The sequence below is a fragment of the Pseudomonas sp. Tri1 genome (assembly GCF_017968885.1).
In the GTDB taxonomy this organism is placed as follows: Bacteria; Pseudomonadota; Gammaproteobacteria; order Pseudomonadales; family Pseudomonadaceae; genus Aquipseudomonas.
In genome coordinates this window covers 6,371,029-6,393,372 of record NZ_CP072913.1, presented here as the reverse complement: position 1 = coordinate 6,393,372, position 22,344 = coordinate 6,371,029, and the positions used below count along the sequence as shown (strand labels likewise).

The window sequence follows — 22,344 nt, the reverse complement described above, 5'->3', positions numbered from 1 at the left end:
GAGAGACCGCTCCTATGCTGGCACCCAAGCGCTTGCTGTCCGCCCTCGCCTTGACCCTGATCGGCACCACCGCCGCCCAGGCCGCCGATGAGGTGGTGGTCTACTCCTCGCGTATCGATGAGCTGATCAAGCCGGTCTTCGATGCCTACACCAAGAAAACCGGCGTATCGGTGAAGTTCATCACCGACAAGGAAGCGCCGCTGATGCAGCGGATCAAGGCCGAAGGCGAGAACGCCACCGCCGACCTGCTGCTCACCGTCGATGCCGGCAACCTCTGGCAGGCCGAGCAAATGGGCATTCTCCAGCCATTCACCTCCCCGGTGATCGACGCCAACATCCCATCCCAATACCGCGCCGCTTCCCATGCCTGGACCGGCTTGAGCCTGCGGGCGCGGACCATTGCCTACTCCACCGATCGGGTCAAACCCGGCGAACTGACCACCTACGAAGCCCTGGCCGGCAACGAATGGGAAGGCCGTCTGTGCCTGCGCACGTCGAAGAAGGTCTACAACCAGTCCCTGACCGCCACGCTGATCGAAACCCACGGCGCGGAAAAAACCGAGGAAATCGTCAAGGGCTGGGTCAGGAACCTCTCCACTGACGTGTTCTCCGACGACACCGCGTTGCTCGAGGCGATCAACGCCGGCCAGTGCGATGTCGGCATCGTCAATACCTACTACTACGGTCGCCTGCACCAACAGAAGCCGGATCTGAAGGTCAAGCTGTTCTGGCCGAACCAGGCCGACCGTGGCGTGCATATCAACCTCTCGGGCATCGGCCTGACCAAACATGCCCCGCATCCGGAAGCTGCGAAACAACTGGTGGAGTGGATGACCACGCCTGAGGCGCAAAGCATCTTCGCCGACGTGAACCAGGAATTCCCGGCCAACCCGAAGGTGGAGCCCTCCAAGGAAGTTGCGGCTTGGGGCAAGTTCAAGGCCGACACCTTGCCGGTGGAAGTGGCGGGTAAGCGCCAGGCTGAAGCCATTCGCTTGATGGATCGCGCTGGCTGGAACTAGAAATCGGACAAAGCCTCTGTGGCGAGGGGATAAATCCCCTCGCCACGGGGCTTGTGGTCGGTCGGTCATTTAGGCTTAAACCTCTTCTTTACCCAGGCACGAACAGCACCACGCGTCATAAGATATGTGCCCGCGCCAACGCGCGGGCATCATCATTTAAACGAGAGTTCCCTTTGACCCACCCCGTCCAACGCCGCTGGTACCCTCTGGTCTTCGCCGTCGCCGCGCTGGTCCTGTTGCCCCTGAGTGTGTTGCTGTTGTCCTGGCAGAGCGTCGACCAGCAGATCTGGTCCCACCTGTGGGATACGCAGATGCCGCGTTTGTTGGGTAATACCCTCACGCTGATCCTGGGGGTGGGTGTCGGTGTGACGTTACTGGGTGTCAGCCTCGCCTGGCTCATCAGCTTGTGTGAGTTTCCTGGTCGACGTTGGCTGGACTGGGCATTGATGCTGCCATTTGCGATTCCCGCGTATGTGCTGGCGTTTGTCTTCGTCGGCCTGCTGGATTTCGCCGGCCCGGTGCAAACGCTGTTGCGTGAATGGTTCGGCAGCGGCTTGCGTCTGCCCCGGGTTCGTTCCACCGGCGGGGTGATCCTGGTGCTGGTCCTGGTGTTTTACCCTTATGTCTATCTACTGGCGCGAAGTGCATTCCTGGCCCAGGGCAAGGGGTTGATGGAAGCGGCTCGGGTGCTTGGGCAGACGCCATGGCAGGCATTCTGGCGAGTGGCGCTGCCGATGGCCCAGCCAGCGATCGGTGCGGGCGTGGCGCTGGCGCTGATGGAAACCCTGGCGGATTTCGGCGCGGTGTCAGTGTTCAACTTCGACACTTTCACCACCGCCATCTACAAGACCTGGTACGGCTTCTTCAGCCTCTCCAGTGCTGCGCAACTGGCCAGCCTGTTGCTGCTGGCGGTGATGCTGGTGCTTTACGGCGAACGCCGCGCCCGAGGCGCCCAGCGGGCCAGCAACGAGCGCCCCCGAGTCAAGGCGCTTTATCACTTGCGAGGTCTCAAGGCTGTGGCGGCCAGCGGCTGGTGCGCCCTGGTGTTTGCCTGTGCTTTCGTTATTCCGATGCTGCAACTGGTGGTGTGGTTCTGGCAACGTGGGCGGTTCGATCTGGACGAGCGTTATGCCGGGCTGATCATCCATACCCTCTATCTGGGCGGGTTGGCGGCGCTGGTTACTGTTTGCGTCGCCTTGCTGTTGGCTTTCGCCCGGCGTCTGGCGCCGACCCGTCCCATTCGCGCTGGCGTTGGTCTGGCGAACCTGGGGTATGCCTTGCCTGGTTCGGTGTTGGCGGTGTCGATCATGCTTGCTTTCAGCTATCTGGATCGAGAGCTGGTCATCCCGTTGTCGACCTTGCTCGGTGGCGCGGGCAAGCCGTTATTGCTGGGCAGTCTGGCGGCGTTGTTGCTGGCGTATCTGGTGCGATTCCTGGCCGTGGCCTACGGTCCGCTGGAGAGCAGCCTGGCGCGAATTCGCCCGTCGTTGCCGGAAGCTGCTCGTAGCCTTGGGGTCAGTGGGCCGCGACTGTTTTTCAAAGTGTATCTGCCGTTGCTGTTGCCCGGGACCTTGAGCGCAGCGTTGCTGGTGTTCGTCGATGTGCTCAAGGAAATGCCCGCGACCCTGTTGATGCGCCCATTCGGCTGGGACACGCTGGCGGTACGGATTTTCGAAATGACCAGCGAAGGGGAGTGGGCGCGGGCTGCATTGCCGGCGCTGACCCTTGTGCTGGTGGGGCTGTTACCGGTCATCGGATTGATACGGCGTTCGGCCCATCGAAACAGCTAGGTGTCAGTCCTACGTCATGCGGCTACAATGCGCGGCATTCGGTGCGGTCCGTCTGTCGGACCGGGTAACTGAGAGTGGTTGAGAACGCCTTTTCTTCAAGGTGTCTACGCCGTGCAGTGCCCGTCCGCACCTTCGCCAAGCCCGGAAGGAGAAACCCATGGGACAGCGTACGCCTCTGTATGACCTTCATCTCGCCCTAGGCGCGAAGATGGTCGATTTTGGCGGTTGGGATATGCCTTTGCATTACGGTTCGCAGGTCGAAGAACACCATCAGGTGCGTCGCGACTGCGGTGTGTTCGATGTATCCCACATGACCGTGATCGACGTGGCCGGCCCTCAGGCCAAGGCCTGGTTGCAGCGCTTGCTGGCCAATGATGTCGATCGCTTGCAGGACACAGGACGTGCCTTGTACAGCACCATGCTCAACGAGCGCGGCGGCATCGTCGACGACATGATCATCTATCGGGTCGAGGACGGTTATCGTCTGGTCTTCAACGCTTCGACCCGCGATCAGGACCTGGCCTGGATGCAGGCGCAGTTGGGTGAGTACGACGTGCAACTGCATGAGCGTCCCGAACTGGCGATGCTGGCGATCCAGGGCCCCCAGGCCCGGCACAAGATCGCCGAGCTGGTCACGCAATCGCGTGGCCAGTTGATCCAGCAACTCAAACCCTTCGAAGGTCGCGCCGACGGTGACTGGTTCATTGCCCGAACCGGCTACACCGGTGAGGACGGGCTGGAAATTGTCTTGCCCGCCCACGAAGCCCCGAGTTTCTTCAATGATCTGGTGGGGGCCGGCATTTCTCCCATCGGTCTCGGGGCCCGCGATACCTTGCGCCTGGAGGCTGGCATGAACCTCTATGGCCAGGACATCCACCAGGGTGTTTCCCCGCTGGCCTCGAACATGGCCTGGAGCATAGCCTGGGAGCCAGCCAGTCGTCAGTTCATCGGTCGCAGTGCCCTGGAAGCCGAGCTCGCTGGCGGTGTGCAGCACAAACTGGTCGGCCTGGTGCTGGAGGAGCGGGGTGTTTTACGCGCCCATCAGGTGGTTCGCATCGCTGATGTTGGCGAAGGAGAGATCACCAGTGGTAGTTTTTCTCCTACGCTTAGCAAGTCGATTGCCTTGGCACGTGTTCCGATGGCGACCGCCGACCGTGCGGAGGTGGAGATTCGTGGCAAGTGGTACCCGGTGCGGGTGGTCAAGCCGACCTTCGTCCGCCATGGTAAAACCCTGATCTAACTTTTTGCGGCGGGCCGCTGGCCGCTGACACTTTCTCTTGAGGACACAGAGCATGAGTTTTATCCCTACCGATTTGCATTTTGCCGAAAGCCACGAGTGGGCGCGCCTGGAAGCTGACGGTACCGTCACCGTGGGCATCAGCGATCACGCACAGGAAGCTTTGGGCGATGTGGTGTTTGTCGAGCTGACTGAGGTCGGTAAGGTTTTTGCCGCAGGCGACCAGGCCGGCGTGGTGGAGTCGGTCAAAGCCGCTTCCGATATCTACGCCCCGATTGCCGGTGAAGTGATCGCGATCAACGAAGAACTGAGCGGTTCGCCGGAGCTGTTGAACTCTGATCCGTATGGCGCCTGGATCTTCAAGCTCAAGCCAAGCGACAAGGCCGAGCTGGACAAGCTGCTTGACGCAGCAGGCTACAAGACTGCTATCGGCGAGTAAGGCCGACTGTACCCTGTGGGAGCGAGCTTGCTCGCGATAGCGGTGGATCAGCAGTATTGATGTTGACTGACACACTGTTATCGCGAGCAAGCTCACTCCCACAGGGGGTTGGGGCAGCCTCTGGATATTCGCCAGGCAAAAAAATGCCGCTCAATCGAGCGGCATTTTTCATGGGCCTGGGGATCAGTCCTGGGCGACGGCGTTTTTCGCCAGGATCGCGTTGGCCAGTTCCATGTCGGTGGCTTGCAGGCCAGGGTTGTCGGCACGGACTTTCTGCATCGCTGCTTCCAGGTATGGACCACGGATACCGCCGTCACTGGCGACAAAGCTGCCGGCATCATCCTGGGCGGCGACGATCAGTTTGTGATCCTTGAAGGTCAGGTAGGTGGAACCGGTGGTCGCACCGGATGAGATGACGTTACGCCAAAACGTGTCGGCCATTGCCGAGCCAACAGGAAGAGACAGCAAGGCTAGGGTAGCGACAGCAAGTTTGAGACGCATGATAGGTGACTCCACTGGGTTAACTATGACTTTGGATTACCTGCGCCTCGATTCAGTTCCGTGACTTCTCAGTCAGCCCGCTCCACCTGCAGCACCGCGCCTTCCTGCGCGACCACCCTGACCCGCGTACCCACGGACGACTCGGGACCCTTGGCCAGCCAGACACTGTCAGCCACCTTGATCTTGCCGCGTCCATCGACAATCGCTTCATGAACCGGGAATACCTTGCCGATCAGCTCCTGTCCTCGCCGGTTGAGGTACGGTTGATCGCTTTCGCGAATGGCGCTGCGCTGGCGTCGCCACCAGTACAGTGCTGTCGCGATGGCGAACAGGCCGAACAACAGGAACTGCAGCTCCCACGACATCTGCGGCAGGATGAAGGTCAGCAGGCCGACAGCTGCGGCGGCCATGCCGATCCACAGCAAGTAGCCGCCGGCGCCGAACACCTCAAGGATCAGCAGGATGACGCCCAGCGCCAGCCAGTCCCAGTACGACATTTGTTGCAGGAACACCCACATACGCGCACCTCAGGCTTTCTTGCTGTCAAAGGTGGCCTTGACGATCTCACCGATGCCGCCGACGGCACCGATGACCTGGCTGGCTTCCAGCGGCATCAGGATCACCTTGCTGTTATTGGCCGAGGCCAGGCGGCCCAGCGCATCGATGTATTTTTGCGCGACGAAGTAGTTCACGGCCTGGACATTTCCGTCGGCAATCGCCTGGGACACCACCTTGGTGGCCAGGGCCTCGGCTTCGGCCTGGCGTTCACGGGCCTCGGACTCCAGGAATGCGGCTTGGCGGCTGCCCTCTGCTTCAAGGATTTGCGCCTGTTTCTTGCCTTCGGCGGTGAGAATCGCCGACGCTCGCAGGCCTTCGGCCTCCAGGATCTGGGCGCGCTTGATTCGTTCGGCTTTCATCTGCCCCGACATGGCGGCCATCAGATCGGCCGGTGGGCTGATGTCCTTGATCTCGATCCGGGTGATCTTGATACCCCACGGCGCCGTGGCTTCATCGACGGTGCGCAGCAGTTTTTCATTGATGCCGTCGCGCTGGCTCAGCATCGCGTCCAGCTCCATGGACCCCAGCACGGTGCGGATATTGGTTTGCAGCAGATTGCGGATGGCGTGTTCGAGGTTATTGACCTCGTAGGCAGCCTGGGCCGTATTGACCACCTGGAAGAAGCACACCGCGTCGATCTGCACCGTGGCGTTGTCGGCGGTGATGACTTCCTGGGGCGGGATGTCCAGCACGCTTTCCATGACGTTGATCTTGCGACCGATGCGATCCATCACCGGGATGATGATGTTCAGGCCAGGCTTGAGCGTATTGGTGTACCGGCCGAACCGCTCGACAGTCCACTGGTGGCCCTGGGGCACAACCTTGAAACCCATGAATAGAATGGCGATTACGAGGCCGACAAAAAGTAGAAGAACGCTACCGATCTGCATGACTGTTCCCTGTTCGGATTGAAATGACTTGCGAGCCCTGAGTGTAGGGCAAGCGGCCACTATCTTCCCTATGTAGGAACAAACCTATGTGGGAGCAAAGCTTGCTCGCGATGCAGGCGCCTCGCTTCCCCGGCAGACTGCGTCGTCTTCATCGCGGGCAAGCCCTGCTCCCACAGCGAGGATAGAGCTGCCGCTACTTCTGTTCGCTCTGTGGCGTCACGCGCAGGACCTCCTCGACAGTGGTCAAGCCTGCCGCCACCTTTTGTGCCCCCGAGAGCCGCAGGCTGCGCATACCCTCCTTGAACGCCTGGCGGCGCACCGCCAGCAGGTCGGTATCGGGGTGGATCAAGGCCTTGACGCTGTCGGTCAGTTGCATGATTTCGTAGACCCCGGCGCGCCCGCGATAACCGGTGTCGCGGCACTCCAGGCAGCCGACGGCCTGCTGGGCGTTGCTTGGCAATGGAGCCTGCCAGGGCCGGGTGAGGGTTTGCCAGTCGTCTTCGTCCAGGGTCAGGGGCGCCTTGCAATGCGGGCACAGGGTGCGCACCAGGCGCTGGGCCATGACCCCGAGCACCGTGGCCTTGATCAGGTAGTGGGGGACGCCGAGCTCCAGCAGGCGGCTGATGGCGCTTGGCGCATCGTTGGTGTGCAGGGTCGAGAGCACGAGGTGCCCGGTGAGGGCGGCCTGGATCGCCATTTCGGCGGTTTCCAGGTCACGGATCTCACCGATCATGATGATGTCCGGGTCTTGGCGCATCAGCGCGCGCACGCCGGCGGCGAAGGTCAGGTCGATGTTGTGCTGGACCTGCATCTGGTTGAAGGACGCCTCGACCATCTCGATCGGATCTTCGATGGTGCATAGGTTCACCTCCGGGGTCGCCAGCTTCTTGAGGGTGGTGTAGAGGGTCGTGGTCTTGCCCGAACCGGTCGGCCCGGTCACCAGGATGATGCCGTTGGGCTGGCGGGTCATGTCTTGCCAGCGGCGTAGGTCATCGGCGGAGAAGCCGAGTTGGTCGAAGTCCTTGAGCAGCACCTCAGGGTCGAAGATCCGCATGACCATTTTTTCGCCAAACGCCGTGGGTAAGGTCGACAAGCGCAACTCCACTTCGCCACCGTCCGGGGTCTTGGTCTTGACCCGGCCGTCCTGGGGTTTGCGTTTTTCCGCGACGTTCATCCGGCCCAGGCTCTTGAGTCGACTGATAATGGCCATCGTTACCTGCGGCGGGAACTGATAGACGGTATGCAGCACCCCGTCGATGCGAAACCGTACGGTGCCCTGTTCGCGACGCGGCTCGATGTGGATATCGCTGGCCCGCTGCTGGAAGGCGTACTGGAACAACCAATCGACGATATTGACGATATGCGCGTCGTTGGCGTCCGGCTCCTGGTCGCTGGCGCCCAGGTTGAGCAACTGTTCGAAATTGCTCAGGTTGCTCGGCTGCTGGTCGACTGTGTTGGCGCCGCTGACCGATTTGGCCAGGCGATAGAACTCCACGCTCAAGCGCTGGATATCCACCGGGTTGGCGACCACCCGCTGGACGGGCAGCTTGAGCACATGGGTCAGGTCCGCTTCCCAACTGCTGACGTAGGGCTGGGCGCTGGCCACGGTGACGGCGTCGCGATCGACCGCCACCGCGAGGATTTTGTGGCGCTGGGCAAAGGCATAGGACATCAAGGGCGTCACGGCTGCCACGTTGATTTTCAGCGGGTCGATGCGCATGTAGGGCTGGCCGGCCTGCTGGGACAGCCACAGGGTCAGGCTCTCCAGGTCCAGGCGTTTGCCGGGGCGACTAAGATCGTCCAGGTGCTGGTTGGCGATGAACTCCAATGGATGCAACTGGGAATTGGCGCTATGGCGTCGGCGGGCATTGAGCGCGGTTTCGGCTGAATCCTGACTGATGAAGCCCTGGGCGACCAGTTGGCGCAGCAGATCGTTGAGGTCCAGCCAGCGGTCCTGAGTGGCGTGTTTGGTGGACATGTGGGTTCCTATTGGACAAATTGCAGCAAAGCCGCGATACAGACGCTTCGGCGTCCTGGCTCGGTCTGCAAAAGAATAGTCCCGACCCTATGGACCGTTGGGCCACTACCCGACCAATGCGTTTCGAATTCTTGCCTGGGCGCCTTCAGCCTGCCGCCTGGATCGGCTCAACCCGCGCAGTAGCAGCGTCTTGCAGGTCCACCGAACACACGCTGATCAAGTTACGCAATTTTTCCGCGAGGACCTGGGCACGATGCCAGCTCAGCCCGTCCAGGATGACCTCCAACGACAGCAAGTCGTCGTGGCGCTCGACGTGCGCCCACTGCGGTGTCAGGCCCTGCAGGGCGAATAGGTTCAGTGCCCGGCACAGCAGATCCGGTTCGGCTTCGGCCAGTAAATGGTATTGCACGCGGCAATGGGCATTTGCGCTGTGCCAGACGTCGGCGCGAGTAGGGGCCGTGGCAACGGCTTCGAATGGGGGCATGTTCGGTCTCCTTGGGTGCGGGAGAAATATTTACATGCGCTGCCCGGTATTTCTTATCTAAGATGAGTGATTTAGCGATAAACGGGAATTGTATGATTCTTGTAATGGCGTATCTGGGGTTTATTAATGCATAGCGAGCTGGATAACTACGACCGCAGGATACTGGCACTGCTGCAAGAAGATGCTTCGCTGTCCAGTGCGCAGATCGCCGAGCAGGTAGGCTTGTCCCAATCGCCATGCTGGCGACGGATTCAGCGGATGAAGGAGGAGGGGATCATTCGTGGCCAGGTGACGTTGCTGGATCGCAAGAAAATCGGCCTCAATACGCAAATCTTCGCCGAAATCAAACTCAATGCCCACGGCCGGTCGAATTTCACCGAATTCACCGAAGCGATTCGCGGCTTTCCCGAAGTGCTGGAGTGTTACGTGCTGATGGGGTCGGTGGATTTCCTGCTGCGTATCGTCACGGCAGACATTGAGGCCTATGAGCGGTTTTTTTTCGAGAAGCTATCGATGGTGCCTGGGATCCAGGAAGTGAACTCGATCGTGGCGCTTTCGGAAATCAAATCGACGACGAGTTTGCCGGTGATGCGCTGAGCTTGTTTTTTCGGTGTCTGTGCCGGCCCCATCGCGAGCAAGCTCGCTCCCACAGGGGGACTCTGACGTACACAGATAGTGTGTTCGCTGAAGATCCACTGTGGAAGCGAGCTTGCTCGCGATAGCAATATTACAGGCGCAGCAGATGCTGGAGGTTACAGACGCAGCAAAGTCTTCCAGGCCCGATTCTGGTAAACCGCAATCGCCTGTTGTTTACGCGCATCCAGCGCTTCGTCGGTGATCGGTGCGTTAGCCAACTGCGCCAGTTTATTCAGCTCACCGTAGAGGCGATCCATTTCCGGGATCTCCAGCACATGACGGGCGTGGTGGAGCCAGGCCTGGATGCGTTCGATGCGCGGCAGTTGCTCGGCGAGGTCTTCCGGCTGCTGCTGATAGCGTTGCAATTGCAGGGACGAGGATTCTTCGCCCAGCAGGCGTGGCAACCAGCTGCCCAGTTGCGCGGCGCCCTGGCGATTGCCGCGGGTGTTGCGCTCGGCGGCCCAGCTACGAGCCAGCAGCCAGCGTGAAGTGTTGAGGGAAAACAGGCCCCAGCGCGGGTCTTGCAGTTCTTCGAGGAACTGTTCTGGCGCAGCCTTGCGTACGTCTTCGTCGTCCAGGCCGGCCTGGACCAGCGGGCGCCAGTCTTCCAGCAGGGCGTCGAGTGCCACGCGCAAATCATGCGTCGATTGGCGCGGTGCGGCCTGGCCGAGGCTGCTGAGCAGGGCGCGCAATTCGGCGAGGTTTTCCACCCAGTCCTGCAACAGGCGCCAGTGGCCATTGAAACGATATTGCTCGGCCAGGCGCTGGCTGCTGCCGAGCAAATGCCAGCTCAGCGCGGCGAAGGCGTCGTCCAGCGGCGTTTCGGTGGTCAGTTGCGGGGCCGGCAGGCTCAGGGCATAGCTGCCCGCGTCATACAGGCGATAGCCACGCTCGGCCTTGCTGATGTCGCAGGGCATCAACGGCAGGGTCGCGGCCAGTTCAGCGGCCAGTTCCAGCAGCGCGGCGGGCTCGCCTTCGCGCAGTTCCAGCTCCAGCTCGCAGATTTCTTCCTTCTGCTTGCCGACCACCACGTGGCCCAGGTCCAGCGCGGCTTCGATGACCACTTTGCTCTTGCCACGACCCCAGGCGATTTCGGCGCGTTCGCGGACGAAATCGGTGGTGAAGATGGCCTTGAGGGTTTTCTTGTCCAGTTCGGCCAAGGTCTCGGGCCAGCACTCGCCGTCGAGCTTCTTCAGATCGAGCTTGGCCTTGGGCAGGTGCCAGTCGTATTCGTTGCGCTCGGACAGGCCGGCGATGCTCTGGCCACGGGTCTTGAGGGTCTGGATCACCTCTTCGCCGTCGCGACGCAGGCGCAGGGCAACCTTGGCCCGGGCCAGGTCACGCTCAGGCGTGTCGAAGTACTGGTTCATCAATTCATGGCGTTCCCAGCCACTCTTGTTGCGTTTTTTCAGCAGCGGGTGCTCGCGCAGGGCTGCCAGGGTCTCGCGGCTGACGCGGAGTTTGATTTCGGTTTCTTTCTGCATGGCCGGAAAATCCAGGGATCGGGTGCGCAGCCGGGGGAAGGTGTGGCTGCCAAGGCCGTGCAGTGTACAGGACTCACTCATCCTACGCGCCGTGGCGGTTTATTCCTTGCTCCAGATGGTTCTATGATGGACATCAACTTGTAAGCCCGGAGCCAGCGATGCCTTTGCCGTCCATGAAAGATCAGTTCGCTGCCCTGATCGCCGCGCCTTCGATCAGCTGTACCCAGCCTGGGCTGGACCAGTCCAACAGTGCCGTGATCGAGCTGCTGGCGGGCTGGCTCAGCGACCTGGGGTTCTCCTGCGATATCCAGCAGGTCAGCCCTGGCAAATTCAACCTGCTGGCCAGTTTCGGCAGCGGTCCCGGTGGCCTGGTGCTGGCCGGCCATAGCGATACGGTGCCGTTCGACGGCGCGTTGTGGCAGACCGATCCGCTGAAACTCACCGAGGTCGATGGCCGCTGGGTTGGCTTGGGTAGCTGCGACATGAAAGGCTTTTTCGCCTTGGCGATCGAAGCGGTCAAGCCGCTGCTGGACCAACCGTTCAGGCAACCACTGCTGATCCTCGCCACCTGCGATGAAGAAAGCTCCATGGCCGGCGCCCGGGCCCTGGCCGATGCCGGGCGTCCATTGGGGCGCGCGGCGGTAATCGGTGAGCCAACCGGCCTCAAGCCTATCCGCCTGCACAAAGGCGTGATGATGGAGCGCATCGACATTCTCGGGCGTAGCGGTCATTCCTCCGACCCGAGCCTGGGCCACAGTGCCCTGGAAGCCATGCACGACGCCATGGGCGAACTGCGCGGCCTGCGCCTGCAATGGCAGCGTGAATTCCGTAACCCGCAATTCACGGTGCCGCAGCCGACCCTGAACTTCGGCTGCATCCACGGCGGCGACAACCCCAACCGGATTTGCGGCCAGTGCTCAATGGAGTTCGACCTGCGGCCCTTGCCCGGCATGGACCCGCAAGTGTTGCGGGCGGCGATCCAGCAGAAACTCGACCCCATCGCCGAACGCCATAAAGTCAAGATCGACTACGCACCGCTGTTCCCCGAAGTGCCACCGTTCGAGCAGGCCGAAGACTGCGAGCTGGTACGGGTGGCCGAGCGACTCACCGGTCATCGTGCCGAAGCAGTGGCGTTCGGCACCGAAGCGCCTTATCTTCAGCGCCTTGGCTGCGAAACCCTGGTGCTCGGTCCTGGTGATATCGCCTGCGCCCACCAACCGGGCGAGTACCTTGAAATGTCACGTTTGCAACCTACCGTACAATTGTTGCGGCAGTTGATCGGACATTACTGCCTGACGCCGGCTACGGCTGGCTAAATTGCCCACATCCGGGCCCGTATTCTTGAGGAGAGCGCGCGTGTCGCCAAGCCTGTTCCGACGATAACCACCAGCCCGCTGTGCGTTCCGTTTCGTCTTTTTTCGGCTGTTATTTATTACAGGCCCAGGTTCATGCCCGAATACGTCAATTGGCTTCGTCACGCTTCGCCCTACATCAACGCCCACCGCGATTGCACCTTTATCGTCATGCTGCCCGGCGACGGGGTGGAACACCCTAACTTCGGCAACATCGTCCATGACCTGGTGCTGCTGCACAGTCTCGGCGTGCGCCTGGTGTTGGTCCATGGTTCGCGTCCGCAGATCGAAACCCGCCTCGCTGCACGAGGCCTCACCCCCCATTACCACCGCGGCATGCGCATTACCGATGCGGCCACACTGGAATGTGTGATCGATGCGGTCGGCCAGTTGCGCATCGCCATCGAAGCACGCCTGTCCATGGACATGGCGTCCTCGCCAATGCAGGGCTCGCGGCTGCGGGTCGCCAGCGGCAACCTGGTCACCGCGCGCCCGATCGGTGTGCTGGAAGGCGTGGATTACCACCACACCGGCGAAGTCCGTCGAGTCGATCGCAAGGGCATCAATCGCCTGCTGGACGAACGCTCCATCGTGCTGCTGTCGCCGTTGGGCTATTCGCCTACCGGGGAGATTTTCAACCTCGCCTGCGAAGACGTCGCCACCCGGGCGGCCATCGACCTGGCAGCCGACAAGCTGCTGCTGTTCGGTGCCGAGCAGGGGTTGATCGGCGAAGACGGTCGGTTGGTGCGTGAATTGCGCCCGCAACAGGTCCCGGCCCACATGCAACGGCTGGGCAGCGACTATCAGGCCGAACTGTTGGATGCGGCGGCACAGGCATGTCGTGGCGGCGTAGCCCGCAGCCATATCGTCAGTTATGTCGAAGACGGTGCATTGCTGGCCGAGCTGTTCACTCGCGATGGCAGCGGTACGCTGGTGGCCCAGGAACAATTCGAGGTGGTGCGCGAAGCGGCCATCGAGGACGTTGGCGGCTTGCTGGACCTGATCAGTCCGCTGGAGGAGCAAGGGATCCTGGTTCGGCGTTCCCGCGAAGTGCTGGAGCGTGAGATCGAACAGTTCAGCGTGGTCGAGCGCGAAGGCATGATCATCGCCTGCGCCGCGCTGTACCAGATCGCCGATTCGGACGCCGGGGAGTTGGCTTGCCTGGCGGTGAACCCAGAGTACCGCCACGGGGGGCGCGGTGACGAATTGCTGGAGCGGATCGAAACCCGGGCCCGAGCCAAGGGGCTCAAGACGCTGTTCGTGCTGACGACGCGGACCGCCCACTGGTTCCGTGAACGTGGCTTTGAACCCAGCAGTGTCGAGCGACTGCCAGCGGCGCGGGCTTCGCTCTACAACTACCAGCGCAATTCGAAAATCTTCGAAAAGTCTTTGTAAACGGCCTTAGGAAAACTTGCGCTGGCGCGATCTTCTTGATTTCAGACAATGAGCAGCTAGTCTGGAACACGTCAAGATCGCGGCATGCGCGAGCTGTCGTGACAGGATCGAAGGCGCAGGAGGCGCGTAAACATATCTCGTCGCCAAGAATTCGCGGGCCTCGTAAATTCCCGACGAATCATCGTTCAGTAATTCCCTGCGTCGCCGATAAGTCATGTCACGGCTTGATGGTGCTGTGATGGCGACCATATGTCGAAATGAGCTGAAAACTATTGAAACAATTCTTTTTGGAATTATAAAGAATCCATTATCCTGCGGGCCGGTGTAGCAGGGTTAGACCATAGTCGTAGTCATAAATGGTTACGATTGACTTGTCAGTCACGGTCTGGCGCTAATCGCGCATCCGCGGAATCCGGGCGTTCGATCCGGAACCAAAGACACACAAGAATTAGAAAACGAGAGGAGCGAAGCATGAACAAGTCCACCTTGGCCCTGGCTGTGGCCGTTGGGGTTTTGGCGCAGCAGGCAGGCGCCGCCGGTTTTATCGAAGACAGCAAGGCGTCTGTCAGTTCTCGTACCCTGTACTTCAATAACGATAACCATGAAACGGGTAGCGAGGACCTGCGCGAAACGGGCACCGGCCTCAAGTTCGACTACAAGTCCGGCTTCACTCAAGGTGTTGTTGGCTTTGGTATCGACGCCCAGGCGCTGGTTGGTATTCGTCTCGATGGCGGCCGGGGCCGTAACAACGGCTCCTATATGCCAGCCGATACTGATGGTTCGGCGGTACATGATTGGAGCCGTCTGTCCGGTAACGTAAAGGCGCTTTTCTCCAAGACCGAGGCCCACCTGGGCGGTGCCCTGGCGCCTAACCTGCCGATCCTGGTCGCCAACGATAGTCGTCTGCTGCCGCAGACCTTTGAAGGTGGCACCATCACCTCCAAGGAAATCGACAACGTCACGTTCAACGCCGGTCAGTTGGAACACGCTACAGGCCGTGCATCGAGCAACAGCACCGGGCTGGCAGTGGCGGGCGGTACCCAGGACAGCAACCAGTTCCGCTTTGGCGGTGCTGACTGGAAGGTCACCAAAGACCTGACGCTGCAGTACTACTACGCCAACCTGCAGGATTACTACAAGCAACACTTCCTGGGCGCGGTGCATGTTTTCCCGATCAGCGAAGGTCAATCCTTCAAGACTGACCTGCGCTACTTCGACAGCAGCTCCGATGGTCGCAACGGCGACGCGGGTTATCGGTTCAGCAACAACGGCGGTTATGCCAAGCATGCGGGCGAGGTCGATAACAAGACCTGGAGCGCCATGTTCACTTACACCCTGGGCGGCAGCGCCTTCCTGTTGGGTCACCAGCAAGTCGGTGATGACGGTGGCTTCGTATACCTGAACCAGGGCAACGTGGTTAACGGCAACGGTCGTCCCGAAGGTGCCGGCGGCGCGAGCTTCTACCTGTTCACCGACAGCATGATCAACGGGTTTGTCCGTGCCGGTGAAAACACCACCTTCGGCCAATACTCCTACGACTTCGCTTCCTTGGGCGTTCCAGGCCTGAAAGCCTCGGTTGCCTACCTGCGTGGTGACGACGTCAAATCCGCCAGCGCCAGCGGAAGCGATTACTCCGAGTGGGAACGCGACATGCGTGTGGATTACGTAATCCAGCAAGGTGCGTTGAAAGGCTTCGGCACTACCCTGCGTCAGGGTACCTACCGCAGTAGCGGTGTAGGCGACAGCCAGGATCAGACCCGCCTGATCTTCAACTACACTTACAACTTCATGTAAGACGTAGCGAAGTAAAAAAAGCCCCGCCCGGCAACACGCCGGGCGGGGCTTTTGCGTTTTCGAGTCAGGCCCACCCCTGTAGCCTTTCTCGAAACCTCTCCTCTTTTCAGCAACTCGAGGCCTTCTCGAACCTCGTTGACGATCTTGGTCCCGCCGGCGATGCGATACCAGTGAACAGTTTTTTATATTTCTAATAGCTCTAAATAAATCAATATTTATTCTTTTTAAAGCCGTCGAAACCGGTGCACAGTTGAGCTCAACAAGACCTTATCCAGGAGCCGCACCATGAGTCTCAGACTGGGCGACATCGCCCCCGACTTCGAACAGGATTCCAGCGCCGGCAAGATCCGTTTCCACGAATGGCTCGGCGACAGCTGGGGTGTGCTGTTTTCCCATCCGGCGGATTTCACGCCGGTGTGCACCACCGAACTGGGCTTCACCGCCAAACTCAAGGATGAGTTCGCCAAGCGCGGCGTCAAGGCCATTGCCCTCTCGGTTGACCCGGTGGACTCGCATCACAAATGGATCGAGGACATCAACGAAACCCAGAACACTGTCGTCAACTTCCCGATCCTGGCCGACGCCGACCGCAAAGTGTCTGACCTGTACGACCTGATCCACCCCAATGCCAGCGATACCTTGACCGTGCGGTCACTGTTCGTGATCGACCCGAACAAGAAGATTCGCCTGACCATCACTTACCCGGCCAGCACCGGGCGCAATTTCCACGAAATCCTGCGGGTGATCGATTCCTTGCAATTGACCGATAACTACAAAGTTGCCACCCCGGCCAACTGGCAGGACGGTGATGAAGTGGTGATCGTGCCGTCGCTCAAGGACGAAGAGGAGCTCAAACAGCGCTTCCCCAAAGGCTATCGCGCCGTGAAGCCCTACCTGCGCCTGACCCCGCAGCCCAATCGCTGACGCAAAACCTGAACCTGTGGGAGCGAGCTTGCTCGCGATGACGTCGGATCTGCCAACGACGATGTCGACTGATACACCGCTATCGCGAGCAAGCTCGCTCCCACAGGGGAATCACTGTGCACCAAGGGTTTTGGCCGTTTCGACGGCCTTTTTTCATGCCCTGGATAAGGCAATTTGAATATATCTATAACGAATAACTAAATGAATAAATATGATTTAAAGATATATATGTCTCCCTGTTATGGTTGGCTCCATACCGCGAGATCGCCCACTGCGAATCGCACGTGACAGTTGAGGAATGGTAGGCATGTTGGTCGTCTCACTCGGTGGCAGTCCCAGCCAACGCTCCCGCTCCGGGGTGCTGCTGGAGCGCTCGCAACGCTGGCTGCAGCAGCAAGGTGTGGAAGTGGTGAGCTATCAGGTGCGCGATTTTCCGGCCGAGGACCTGCTCCATGCCCGTTTCGACAGCCCGAAGGTGGTTGACCTGCTCCAGCAGATCGAAAACGCCGACGGCCTGTTAATCGCTACGCCGGTCTACAAAGCATCTTTTTCCGGAGCGCTGAAGACCGTGCTGGACTTGCTGCCTGAGCGAGCCCTGGCCCATAAGGTGGTGCTGCCCATGGCCACTGGCGGCAGCATCGCCCATATGCTTGCGGTGGATTACGCCCTCAAGCCGGTGCTGTCGGCGCTCAAGGCCCAGGAAATGCTCCACGGTATTTTTGCCGAAGACAGCCAGATCGCCTACGGCGAAGGCAGCGCCCAGGCGCAGTTGACCCCGGCCTTGCAACAACGCCTGAACGAAGCGCTGGAACAGTTTTTCAGCGCCATGGCCCGTCGGCCCAAGCCGTTGGACCCCAGCGTGTTGAACGAACGTTTGTTGAGTGCTCGCTGGAGCATTTGAACCGTAACCCCAGATTCAACTCACCTTACTCAGCCGCTAACGGCCAAGCAGGTGCAGCCAAACCCCCACAGCAAAAAGGAGAGGCGCCATGCGCACTGTCATTTTGCGTCGCGGGCTGGTCGCTCTGTTTGCTGCGGCTGTGTCCTTCGGCGTCATTACCCAAGCCCAAGCCGAGACCTTGCGGATCGGTTATCAGAAATACGGCACCCTGGTGCTGCTCAAGGCCAAGGGCTCGTTGGAAAAACGTCTCGCTGCCCAAGGCGTGGATGTGCAATGGACCGAATTCCCCGGCGGCCCGCAGTTGCTCGAAGGCTTGAACGTCGGCTCCATCGACTTTGGCGTGACCGGTGAAACCCCGCCGGTGTTCGCCCAGGCGGCGGGCGCCGATCTGCTCTACGTCGCCTACGAACCGCCAGCACCCGCCAGCGAGGCCATCCTGGTGCCCAAGGGTTCGCCCATCCAGTCGGTGCAAGACCTCAAGGGCAAGAAAGTCGTGCTGAACAAAGGCTCCAATGTCCACTACCTGTTGGTGCGGGCGCTGGAGGATGCGGGCCTGAAATATTCCGATATCCAGACTGTTTTCCTGCCGCCGGCCGACGCCCGCGCGGCGTTCGAGCGTGGCAGTGTCGACGCCTGGGTGATCTGGGATCCGTACCAGGCTGCCGCCGAACAACAGTTGCAGGCGCGCACCCTGCGTGATGGCAAGGGCATCGTTGACAACCATCAGTTCTACCTCGCCACCAAACCTTATGCGCAAAAAAATCCCCAGGTCATCACCACCCTGGTGGAAGAAGTGCGTGCGGTGGGCGAGTGGTCCAAGGCCAACCCTGAAGATGTGACCAAGCAGGTATCGCCGCTGCTCGGCCTGCCTGCCGATATCACGCTCACCTCGGTGAAGCGCCAGGGCTACGGAGCACTGTTCCTCACTCCGGACGTGGTGGCGGCGCAGCAGAAGATCGCCGACAGCTTCTACCAGCTCAAATTGATCCCTAAGCCCTTGAGCATCAAGGACGTGATCTGGACGCCGCCGGCGGCCGTTGCGAACGCGCAGTAATTCGATTCCTTTAGGAGACCACTCCATGAGCCTCAATATTTTCTGGTTCCTGCCAACCCACGGCGACGGCCATTACCTTGGCACCGCCGAAGGCGCCCGCGCGGTCGATCACGGCTACCTGCAACAGATCGCCCAGGCGGCGGATCGACTGGGTTTCGGGGGCGTGCTGATTCCCACCGGGCGCTCCTGCGAGGATTCCTGGCTGGTGGCCGCGTCGCTGATTCCGGTGACCCAGCGCTTGAAATTCCTCGTCGCCCTGCGCCCCGGGATCATTTCCCCGACGGTAGCGGCGCGTCAGGCCGCGACCCTGGACCGCTTGTCCGGCGGACGTGCGTTGTTCAACCTGGTGACTGGCGGTGACCCGGACGAATTGGCCGGCGACGGCTTGTTCCTGAACCACGAAGAGCGCTATCAGGCGTCGGTGGAATTCACCCGCATCTGGCGCCGGGTACTGGAAGGCGAGACCGTGGATTACGACGGCGAACACATCAGTGTGAAGGGCGCCAAGCTGCTCTATCCGCCGATCCAGCAGCCGCGTCCGCCGCTGTATTTCGGCGGCTCGTCGGAAGCCGCCCAGGATCTGGCCGCCGAGCAGGTGGAAATGGTGCTGACCTGGGGCGAGCCGCCCGCAGCCGTCGCGGAAAAAATCGAACAGGTACGGGCCAAGGCGGCGAAGCTCGGTCGCACCGTACGCTTCGGCATCCGCCTGCATGTAATTGTGCGCGAGACCAACGCCGAAGCCTGGCAAGCGGCCAACCGATTGATCTCCCATCTGGACGACGAGACCATTGCCCGTGCCCAGGCCTCTCTGGCGCGCTTCGATTCGGTAGGCCAGCAACGGATGGCCGCGTTGCACGGTGGCCGACGCGACAAGCTGGAAGTCAGCCCCAACCTCTGGGCCGGTGTCGGTCTGGTCCGTGGCGGTGCCGGCACGGCGTTGGTGGGCGATGGTCCGACTGTGGCGGCGCGGGTCAAGGAGTACGCCGACCTGGGGATCGACACTTTCATCTTCTCTGGTTATCCACACCTGGAAGAGTCCTACCGCGTGGCCGAGTTGTTGTTTCCGCATCTGGACGTGGAGCGCCCGGAACTGCCGAAGAGCCAGGGTTATGTGAGCCCGTTCGGTGAAATGGTCGCCAACGACATCCTTCCCAAAGCCGCGTCCCAGAGTTGAGGCGGCCATGAAGAAAATTATCCACAACCTTGCGCCTTGGGCGGTACCGCTGCTGTTGCTGACGGTATGGCAACTGTCGGTGTCGGCGGGTTGGTTATCCACGCGGATCCTGCCGGCACCCGTGGCGGTGGTCGAAGCTGGGGTCCATCTGGTGCGTAGCGGCGAGATCTGGACGCACCTGGCCATCAGCAGTTGGCGGGCTGCGGTCGGTTTCCTGATCGGCGGCGGCATTGGCCTGGCCCTGGGTTTCATCACCGGCCTGTCGAAATGGGGCGAGCGCCTGTTGGACAGTTCCGTGCAGATGGTCCGGAACGTGCCGCACCTGGCGCTGATTCCGCTGGTGATCCTGTGGTTTGGTATCGACGAGTCGGCGAAGATTTTCCTGGTGGCCCTGGGCACGCTGTTTCCGATCTACCTCAATACCTACCACGGGATTCGTAACGTCGATCCGGCGCTGGTGGAGATGTCTCGCAGTTACGGCCTGTCCGGTTTCAGTCTGTTTCGCCAGGTGATTCTGCCCGGGGCCTTGCCTTCGATCCTGGTGGGCGTGCGGTTTGCCCTGGGTTTCATGTGGCTGACGCTGATCGTGGCGGAAACCATCTCCGCCAGCTCCGGTATCGGTTATCTGGCAATGAATGCCCGGGAGTTCCTGCAGACCGATGTGGTGGTGCTGGCGATTCTCTTGTACGCCGTGCTGGGCAAACTGGCCGATCTCGCCGCCCGCGGGCTTGAGCGGGTCTGGCTGCGTTGGCACCCGGCCTATCAAGTGCACAAGGGGGGTGCCGCATGACCGCCCAACAACCTCCGCGCCTGCTGCGAGGCATTCCGTTGGCAGTGCGCAAGCTGCAAAAAACCTTCGGCTCGCGCCAGGTGCTGCGGGACATCGACCTACACGTTCCGGCCGGGCAGTTCGTGGCCGTGGTCGGTCGCAGCGGCTGTGGCAAAAGTACCTTGCTGCGCTTGCTGGCCGGCCTCGATCAGCCCTCGGGCGGCCAACTGTTGGCCGGCTCGGCGTCGTTGAGTGACGCCCGGGAGGACACGCGGCTGATGTTTCAGGAAGCTCGTTTGCTGCCCTGGAAAAAAGTCATCGACAACGTCGGCCTCGGGCTCAAGGGTAACTGGCGGCCGCAAGCGTTGCAGGCATTGGAAGCCGTGGGCTTGGCCGACCGCGCCCATGAATGGCCGGCGGCATTGTCCGGCGGGCAGAAACAACGGGTGGCCCTGGCCCGCGCCCTGATCCATCAACCACGCCTGCTGTTGCTCGACGAACCCTTGGGAGCGCTGGACGCGCTGACCCGAATCGAGATGCAGCAACTGATCGAACGCTTGTGGCAGCAACACGGTTTTACCGTGCTGCTGGTGACCCATGACGTCAGCGAAGCGGTGGCAATCGCTGACCGGGTGATCCTGATCGAGGACGGCCAGATCGGCCTCGACCTGGCTATCGACCTGCCACGCCCAAGGGTTCGCGGCTCTCATCGCCTGGCGAGCCTGGAAACCGAAGTCCTCAACCGTGTGCTGTCCTTGCCCGGCCAACCGCCGGAACCCGAACCCGTTTCACCCTTGCCCACGCAGTTGCGTTGGGCGCAATAACTTCATCCAGACAGGAATCGACACCATGACTATCAAAGCCATCAACGTACGCAACCAGTTCAAAGGCACCATCAAGGAAATCGTAGAGGGCGACGTACTGTCGGAAATCGACGTGCAGACCGCCTCCGGCATCGTCACCTCGGTCATTACCACTCGCTCGGTCAAGGAGCTGGAACTGGCGATCGGCAGCGAAGTGATCGCCTTCGTCAAATCCACCGAGGTGTCTATCGCCAAGCTGTGAGCGATGCTTTACCCACAGCCCCGGACGGCGCGAGCCCTTCGGGGCTTATCGTTCCCACGCTCTGCGTGGGAATGCCTCTACGGACGCTCCGCGTTCGGCTCTTGGGGACGCGGAGCATCCCTGGCTGCATTCCCACGCGGAGCGTGGGAACGATCACCGATCAATCAGAGCGCTTGGGCAAATACGGCGGCAGATACAACCCCAGGTACGCATCGAATACCCGCATGCCTTCCTCCGCCATGCGCGGGGTGATCTGGTTGTGTTGTTGCACCGAGCGGGCGTAGACGCGGTCGCCCAGCTCCATGGCCAGGGCGAACACGTCGACGTCTTTAGGCAGCGTTGGCAGTTCGAAATGGCGGTCGAACAATTTATGCATCAGGTCGCCCAGCTCGAGGTCGTGTTGACGGTCGGCCTGGGTGACTTCGGTCAGGCCATGCTGGGCCAGGATCAGTTGGCGGGCGGCGGCGTCCTGGCCATAGATGGTGAGCATGCGCTGCTCCACCAGCCGCGACAGGTCGTGCCAGTGGTTCAGGGCTTGATGATCGATCGGCGCCTGCAGGCAGGCGCGAAAGGCTGCATGGACGTCGGCGGTCAACGCTTCAAGCAACGCCGGGACGCTGGCGAAGAAGTGGTAGACGGAGGAGGGCGGGATCCCCGCGCGTTCGGCGACGCTATAGATCGACAGGCTGGCCACGCCTTCGGCGGCAAGCAGCGTACGGGCGGCATCAAGGATGGTGTCGATCCGGGCCTGGCTGCGTGCGCGGGGTTTGCGAGGGGTGGCGATGCGCGTCATGGGTGTCTCCTGCGGGGCTGCCGGGCATTGTACGAGCCGGGTCCGGTGTTGTCTTCCCGGCCGCCATCGCGAGCAGGCTCGCTCCCACATTGAGTGTGTGGTGACCC

The 22,344-nt window shown here is 61.0% G+C and carries 22 protein-coding genes; 15 read left to right on the top strand and 7 right to left on the bottom strand.

The window, feature by feature from the left end; genetic code table 11:
- Nucleotides 1-14: 14 nt before the first annotated feature.
- The 4 genes from J9870_RS27965 to gcvH all read left to right on the top strand — a co-directional run bounded on the left by J9870_RS27965 (nucleotide 15) and on the right by gcvH (nucleotide 4,485).
- Nucleotides 15-1,019, top strand: a complete 1,005-nt coding sequence (locus J9870_RS27965; protein WP_210641929.1) for an extracellular solute-binding protein — start codon at nucleotides 15-17, stop codon at nucleotides 1,017-1,019.
- 173 nt (nucleotides 1,020-1,192) lie between these two features.
- On the top strand, nucleotides 1,193-2,809 hold the full coding sequence (locus J9870_RS27960; protein ID WP_210641927.1) for an iron ABC transporter permease: 1,617 nt from the start codon (nucleotides 1,193-1,195) through the stop codon (nucleotides 2,807-2,809).
- A 157-nt stretch (nucleotides 2,810-2,966) separates the two neighbouring features.
- A complete protein-coding gene (gene gcvT / locus J9870_RS27955) occupies nucleotides 2,967-4,049 on the top strand; it encodes a glycine cleavage system aminomethyltransferase GcvT (RefSeq protein ID WP_210641925.1) in 1,083 nt (360 codons plus the stop codon).
- 52 nt (nucleotides 4,050-4,101) lie between these two features.
- A complete protein-coding gene (gene gcvH / locus J9870_RS27950) occupies nucleotides 4,102-4,485 on the top strand; it encodes a glycine cleavage system protein GcvH (protein ID WP_210641923.1) in 384 nt (127 codons plus the stop codon).
- Nucleotides 4,486-4,668: 183 nt separating this feature from the next.
- On the opposite strand, the gene J9870_RS27945 is transcribed toward gcvH, so the two are convergent.
- From J9870_RS27945 to J9870_RS27925, 5 genes are all read right to left on the bottom strand, one after another.
- Complete coding sequence (locus J9870_RS27945) at nucleotides 4,669-4,989, bottom strand: DUF2388 domain-containing protein (RefSeq protein WP_170846005.1); 321 nt, start codon at nucleotides 4,987-4,989, stop codon at nucleotides 4,669-4,671.
- 65 nt (nucleotides 4,990-5,054) lie between these two features.
- A complete protein-coding gene (locus J9870_RS27940) occupies nucleotides 5,055-5,504 on the bottom strand; it encodes an NfeD family protein (protein WP_210641921.1) in 450 nt (149 codons plus the stop codon).
- Between the two features lie 9 nt (nucleotides 5,505-5,513).
- Nucleotides 5,514-6,434, bottom strand: coding sequence for an SPFH domain-containing protein (locus tag J9870_RS27935; RefSeq protein ID WP_210641919.1), 921 nt, complete (start codon nucleotides 6,432-6,434; stop codon nucleotides 5,514-5,516).
- Between the two features lie 193 nt (nucleotides 6,435-6,627).
- The gene (locus J9870_RS27930; protein WP_210641918.1) at nucleotides 6,628-8,412 is read right to left on the bottom strand and encodes a GspE/PulE family protein; all 1,785 of its coding nucleotides are present in this window, start codon (nucleotides 8,410-8,412) and stop codon (nucleotides 6,628-6,630) included.
- A 145-nt stretch (nucleotides 8,413-8,557) separates the two neighbouring features.
- Nucleotides 8,558-8,896 carry a hypothetical protein gene (locus J9870_RS27925; protein WP_210641916.1) on the bottom strand — a complete coding sequence of 113 codons (339 nt, stop codon included), beginning with the start codon at nucleotides 8,894-8,896 and terminating at the stop codon, nucleotides 8,558-8,560.
- Between the two features lie 126 nt (nucleotides 8,897-9,022).
- Between J9870_RS27925 and J9870_RS27920 the strand changes: the two genes are divergently transcribed.
- Complete coding sequence (locus J9870_RS27920) at nucleotides 9,023-9,493, top strand: Lrp/AsnC family transcriptional regulator (protein ID WP_210641914.1); 471 nt, start codon at nucleotides 9,023-9,025, stop codon at nucleotides 9,491-9,493.
- Nucleotides 9,494-9,648: 155 nt separating this feature from the next.
- Here the strand turns inward: J9870_RS27920 and J9870_RS27915 are convergent, their stop codons facing one another.
- Nucleotides 9,649-11,016 (bottom strand): CYTH domain-containing protein, encoded by a 1,368-nt coding sequence (locus J9870_RS27915; RefSeq protein ID WP_210645452.1) that lies wholly within the window; start codon nucleotides 11,014-11,016, stop codon nucleotides 9,649-9,651.
- 158 nt (nucleotides 11,017-11,174) lie between these two features.
- Between J9870_RS27915 and argE the strand changes: the two genes are divergently transcribed.
- From argE to J9870_RS27865, 10 genes are all read left to right on the top strand, one after another.
- Nucleotides 11,175-12,332 carry an acetylornithine deacetylase gene (gene argE, locus J9870_RS27910; protein ID WP_210641912.1) on the top strand — a complete coding sequence of 386 codons (1,158 nt, stop codon included), beginning with the start codon at nucleotides 11,175-11,177 and terminating at the stop codon, nucleotides 12,330-12,332.
- A 132-nt stretch (nucleotides 12,333-12,464) separates the two neighbouring features.
- Nucleotides 12,465-13,763, top strand: coding sequence for an amino-acid N-acetyltransferase (gene argA, locus J9870_RS27905; protein ID WP_210641911.1), 1,299 nt, complete (start codon nucleotides 12,465-12,467; stop codon nucleotides 13,761-13,763).
- 471 nt (nucleotides 13,764-14,234) lie between these two features.
- A complete protein-coding gene (locus J9870_RS27900) occupies nucleotides 14,235-15,557 on the top strand; it encodes an OprD family porin (protein WP_210641909.1) in 1,323 nt (440 codons plus the stop codon).
- A 285-nt stretch (nucleotides 15,558-15,842) separates the two neighbouring features.
- Nucleotides 15,843-16,481 (top strand): peroxiredoxin, encoded by a 639-nt coding sequence (locus J9870_RS27895; RefSeq protein ID WP_210641907.1) that lies wholly within the window; start codon nucleotides 15,843-15,845, stop codon nucleotides 16,479-16,481.
- A gap of 307 nt (nucleotides 16,482-16,788) precedes the next feature.
- Nucleotides 16,789-17,382, top strand: coding sequence for an NADPH-dependent FMN reductase (gene ssuE, locus J9870_RS27890; protein ID WP_210641905.1), 594 nt, complete (start codon nucleotides 16,789-16,791; stop codon nucleotides 17,380-17,382).
- Nucleotides 17,383-17,470: 88 nt separating this feature from the next.
- A complete protein-coding gene (locus J9870_RS27885) occupies nucleotides 17,471-18,436 on the top strand; it encodes a sulfonate ABC transporter substrate-binding protein (RefSeq protein WP_210641903.1) in 966 nt (321 codons plus the stop codon).
- 25 nt (nucleotides 18,437-18,461) lie between these two features.
- Entirely contained in the window at nucleotides 18,462-19,610 is a 1,149-nt protein-coding gene (gene ssuD, locus J9870_RS27880; RefSeq protein WP_210641901.1) for an FMNH2-dependent alkanesulfonate monooxygenase, read from the top strand.
- A gap of 7 nt (nucleotides 19,611-19,617) precedes the next feature.
- Entirely contained in the window at nucleotides 19,618-20,400 is a 783-nt protein-coding gene (gene ssuC / locus J9870_RS27875; RefSeq protein ID WP_210641899.1) for an aliphatic sulfonate ABC transporter permease SsuC, read from the top strand.
- The gene (gene ssuB, locus J9870_RS27870) at nucleotides 20,397-21,203 is read left to right on the top strand and encodes an aliphatic sulfonates ABC transporter ATP-binding protein (protein ID WP_210641897.1); all 807 of its coding nucleotides are present in this window, start codon (nucleotides 20,397-20,399) and stop codon (nucleotides 21,201-21,203) included. The genes ssuC and ssuB overlap by 4 nt, the downstream gene beginning before the upstream one ends.
- A 25-nt stretch (nucleotides 21,204-21,228) precedes the next feature.
- Entirely contained in the window at nucleotides 21,229-21,444 is a 216-nt protein-coding gene (locus J9870_RS27865) for a TOBE domain-containing protein (protein WP_003177394.1), read from the top strand.
- A 160-nt stretch (nucleotides 21,445-21,604) separates the two neighbouring features.
- Here the strand turns inward: J9870_RS27865 and J9870_RS27860 are convergent, their stop codons facing one another.
- Nucleotides 21,605-22,237 (bottom strand): TetR/AcrR family transcriptional regulator, encoded by a 633-nt coding sequence (locus J9870_RS27860; protein WP_210641894.1) that lies wholly within the window; start codon nucleotides 22,235-22,237, stop codon nucleotides 21,605-21,607.
- Nucleotides 22,238-22,344 lie beyond the last annotated feature (107 nt).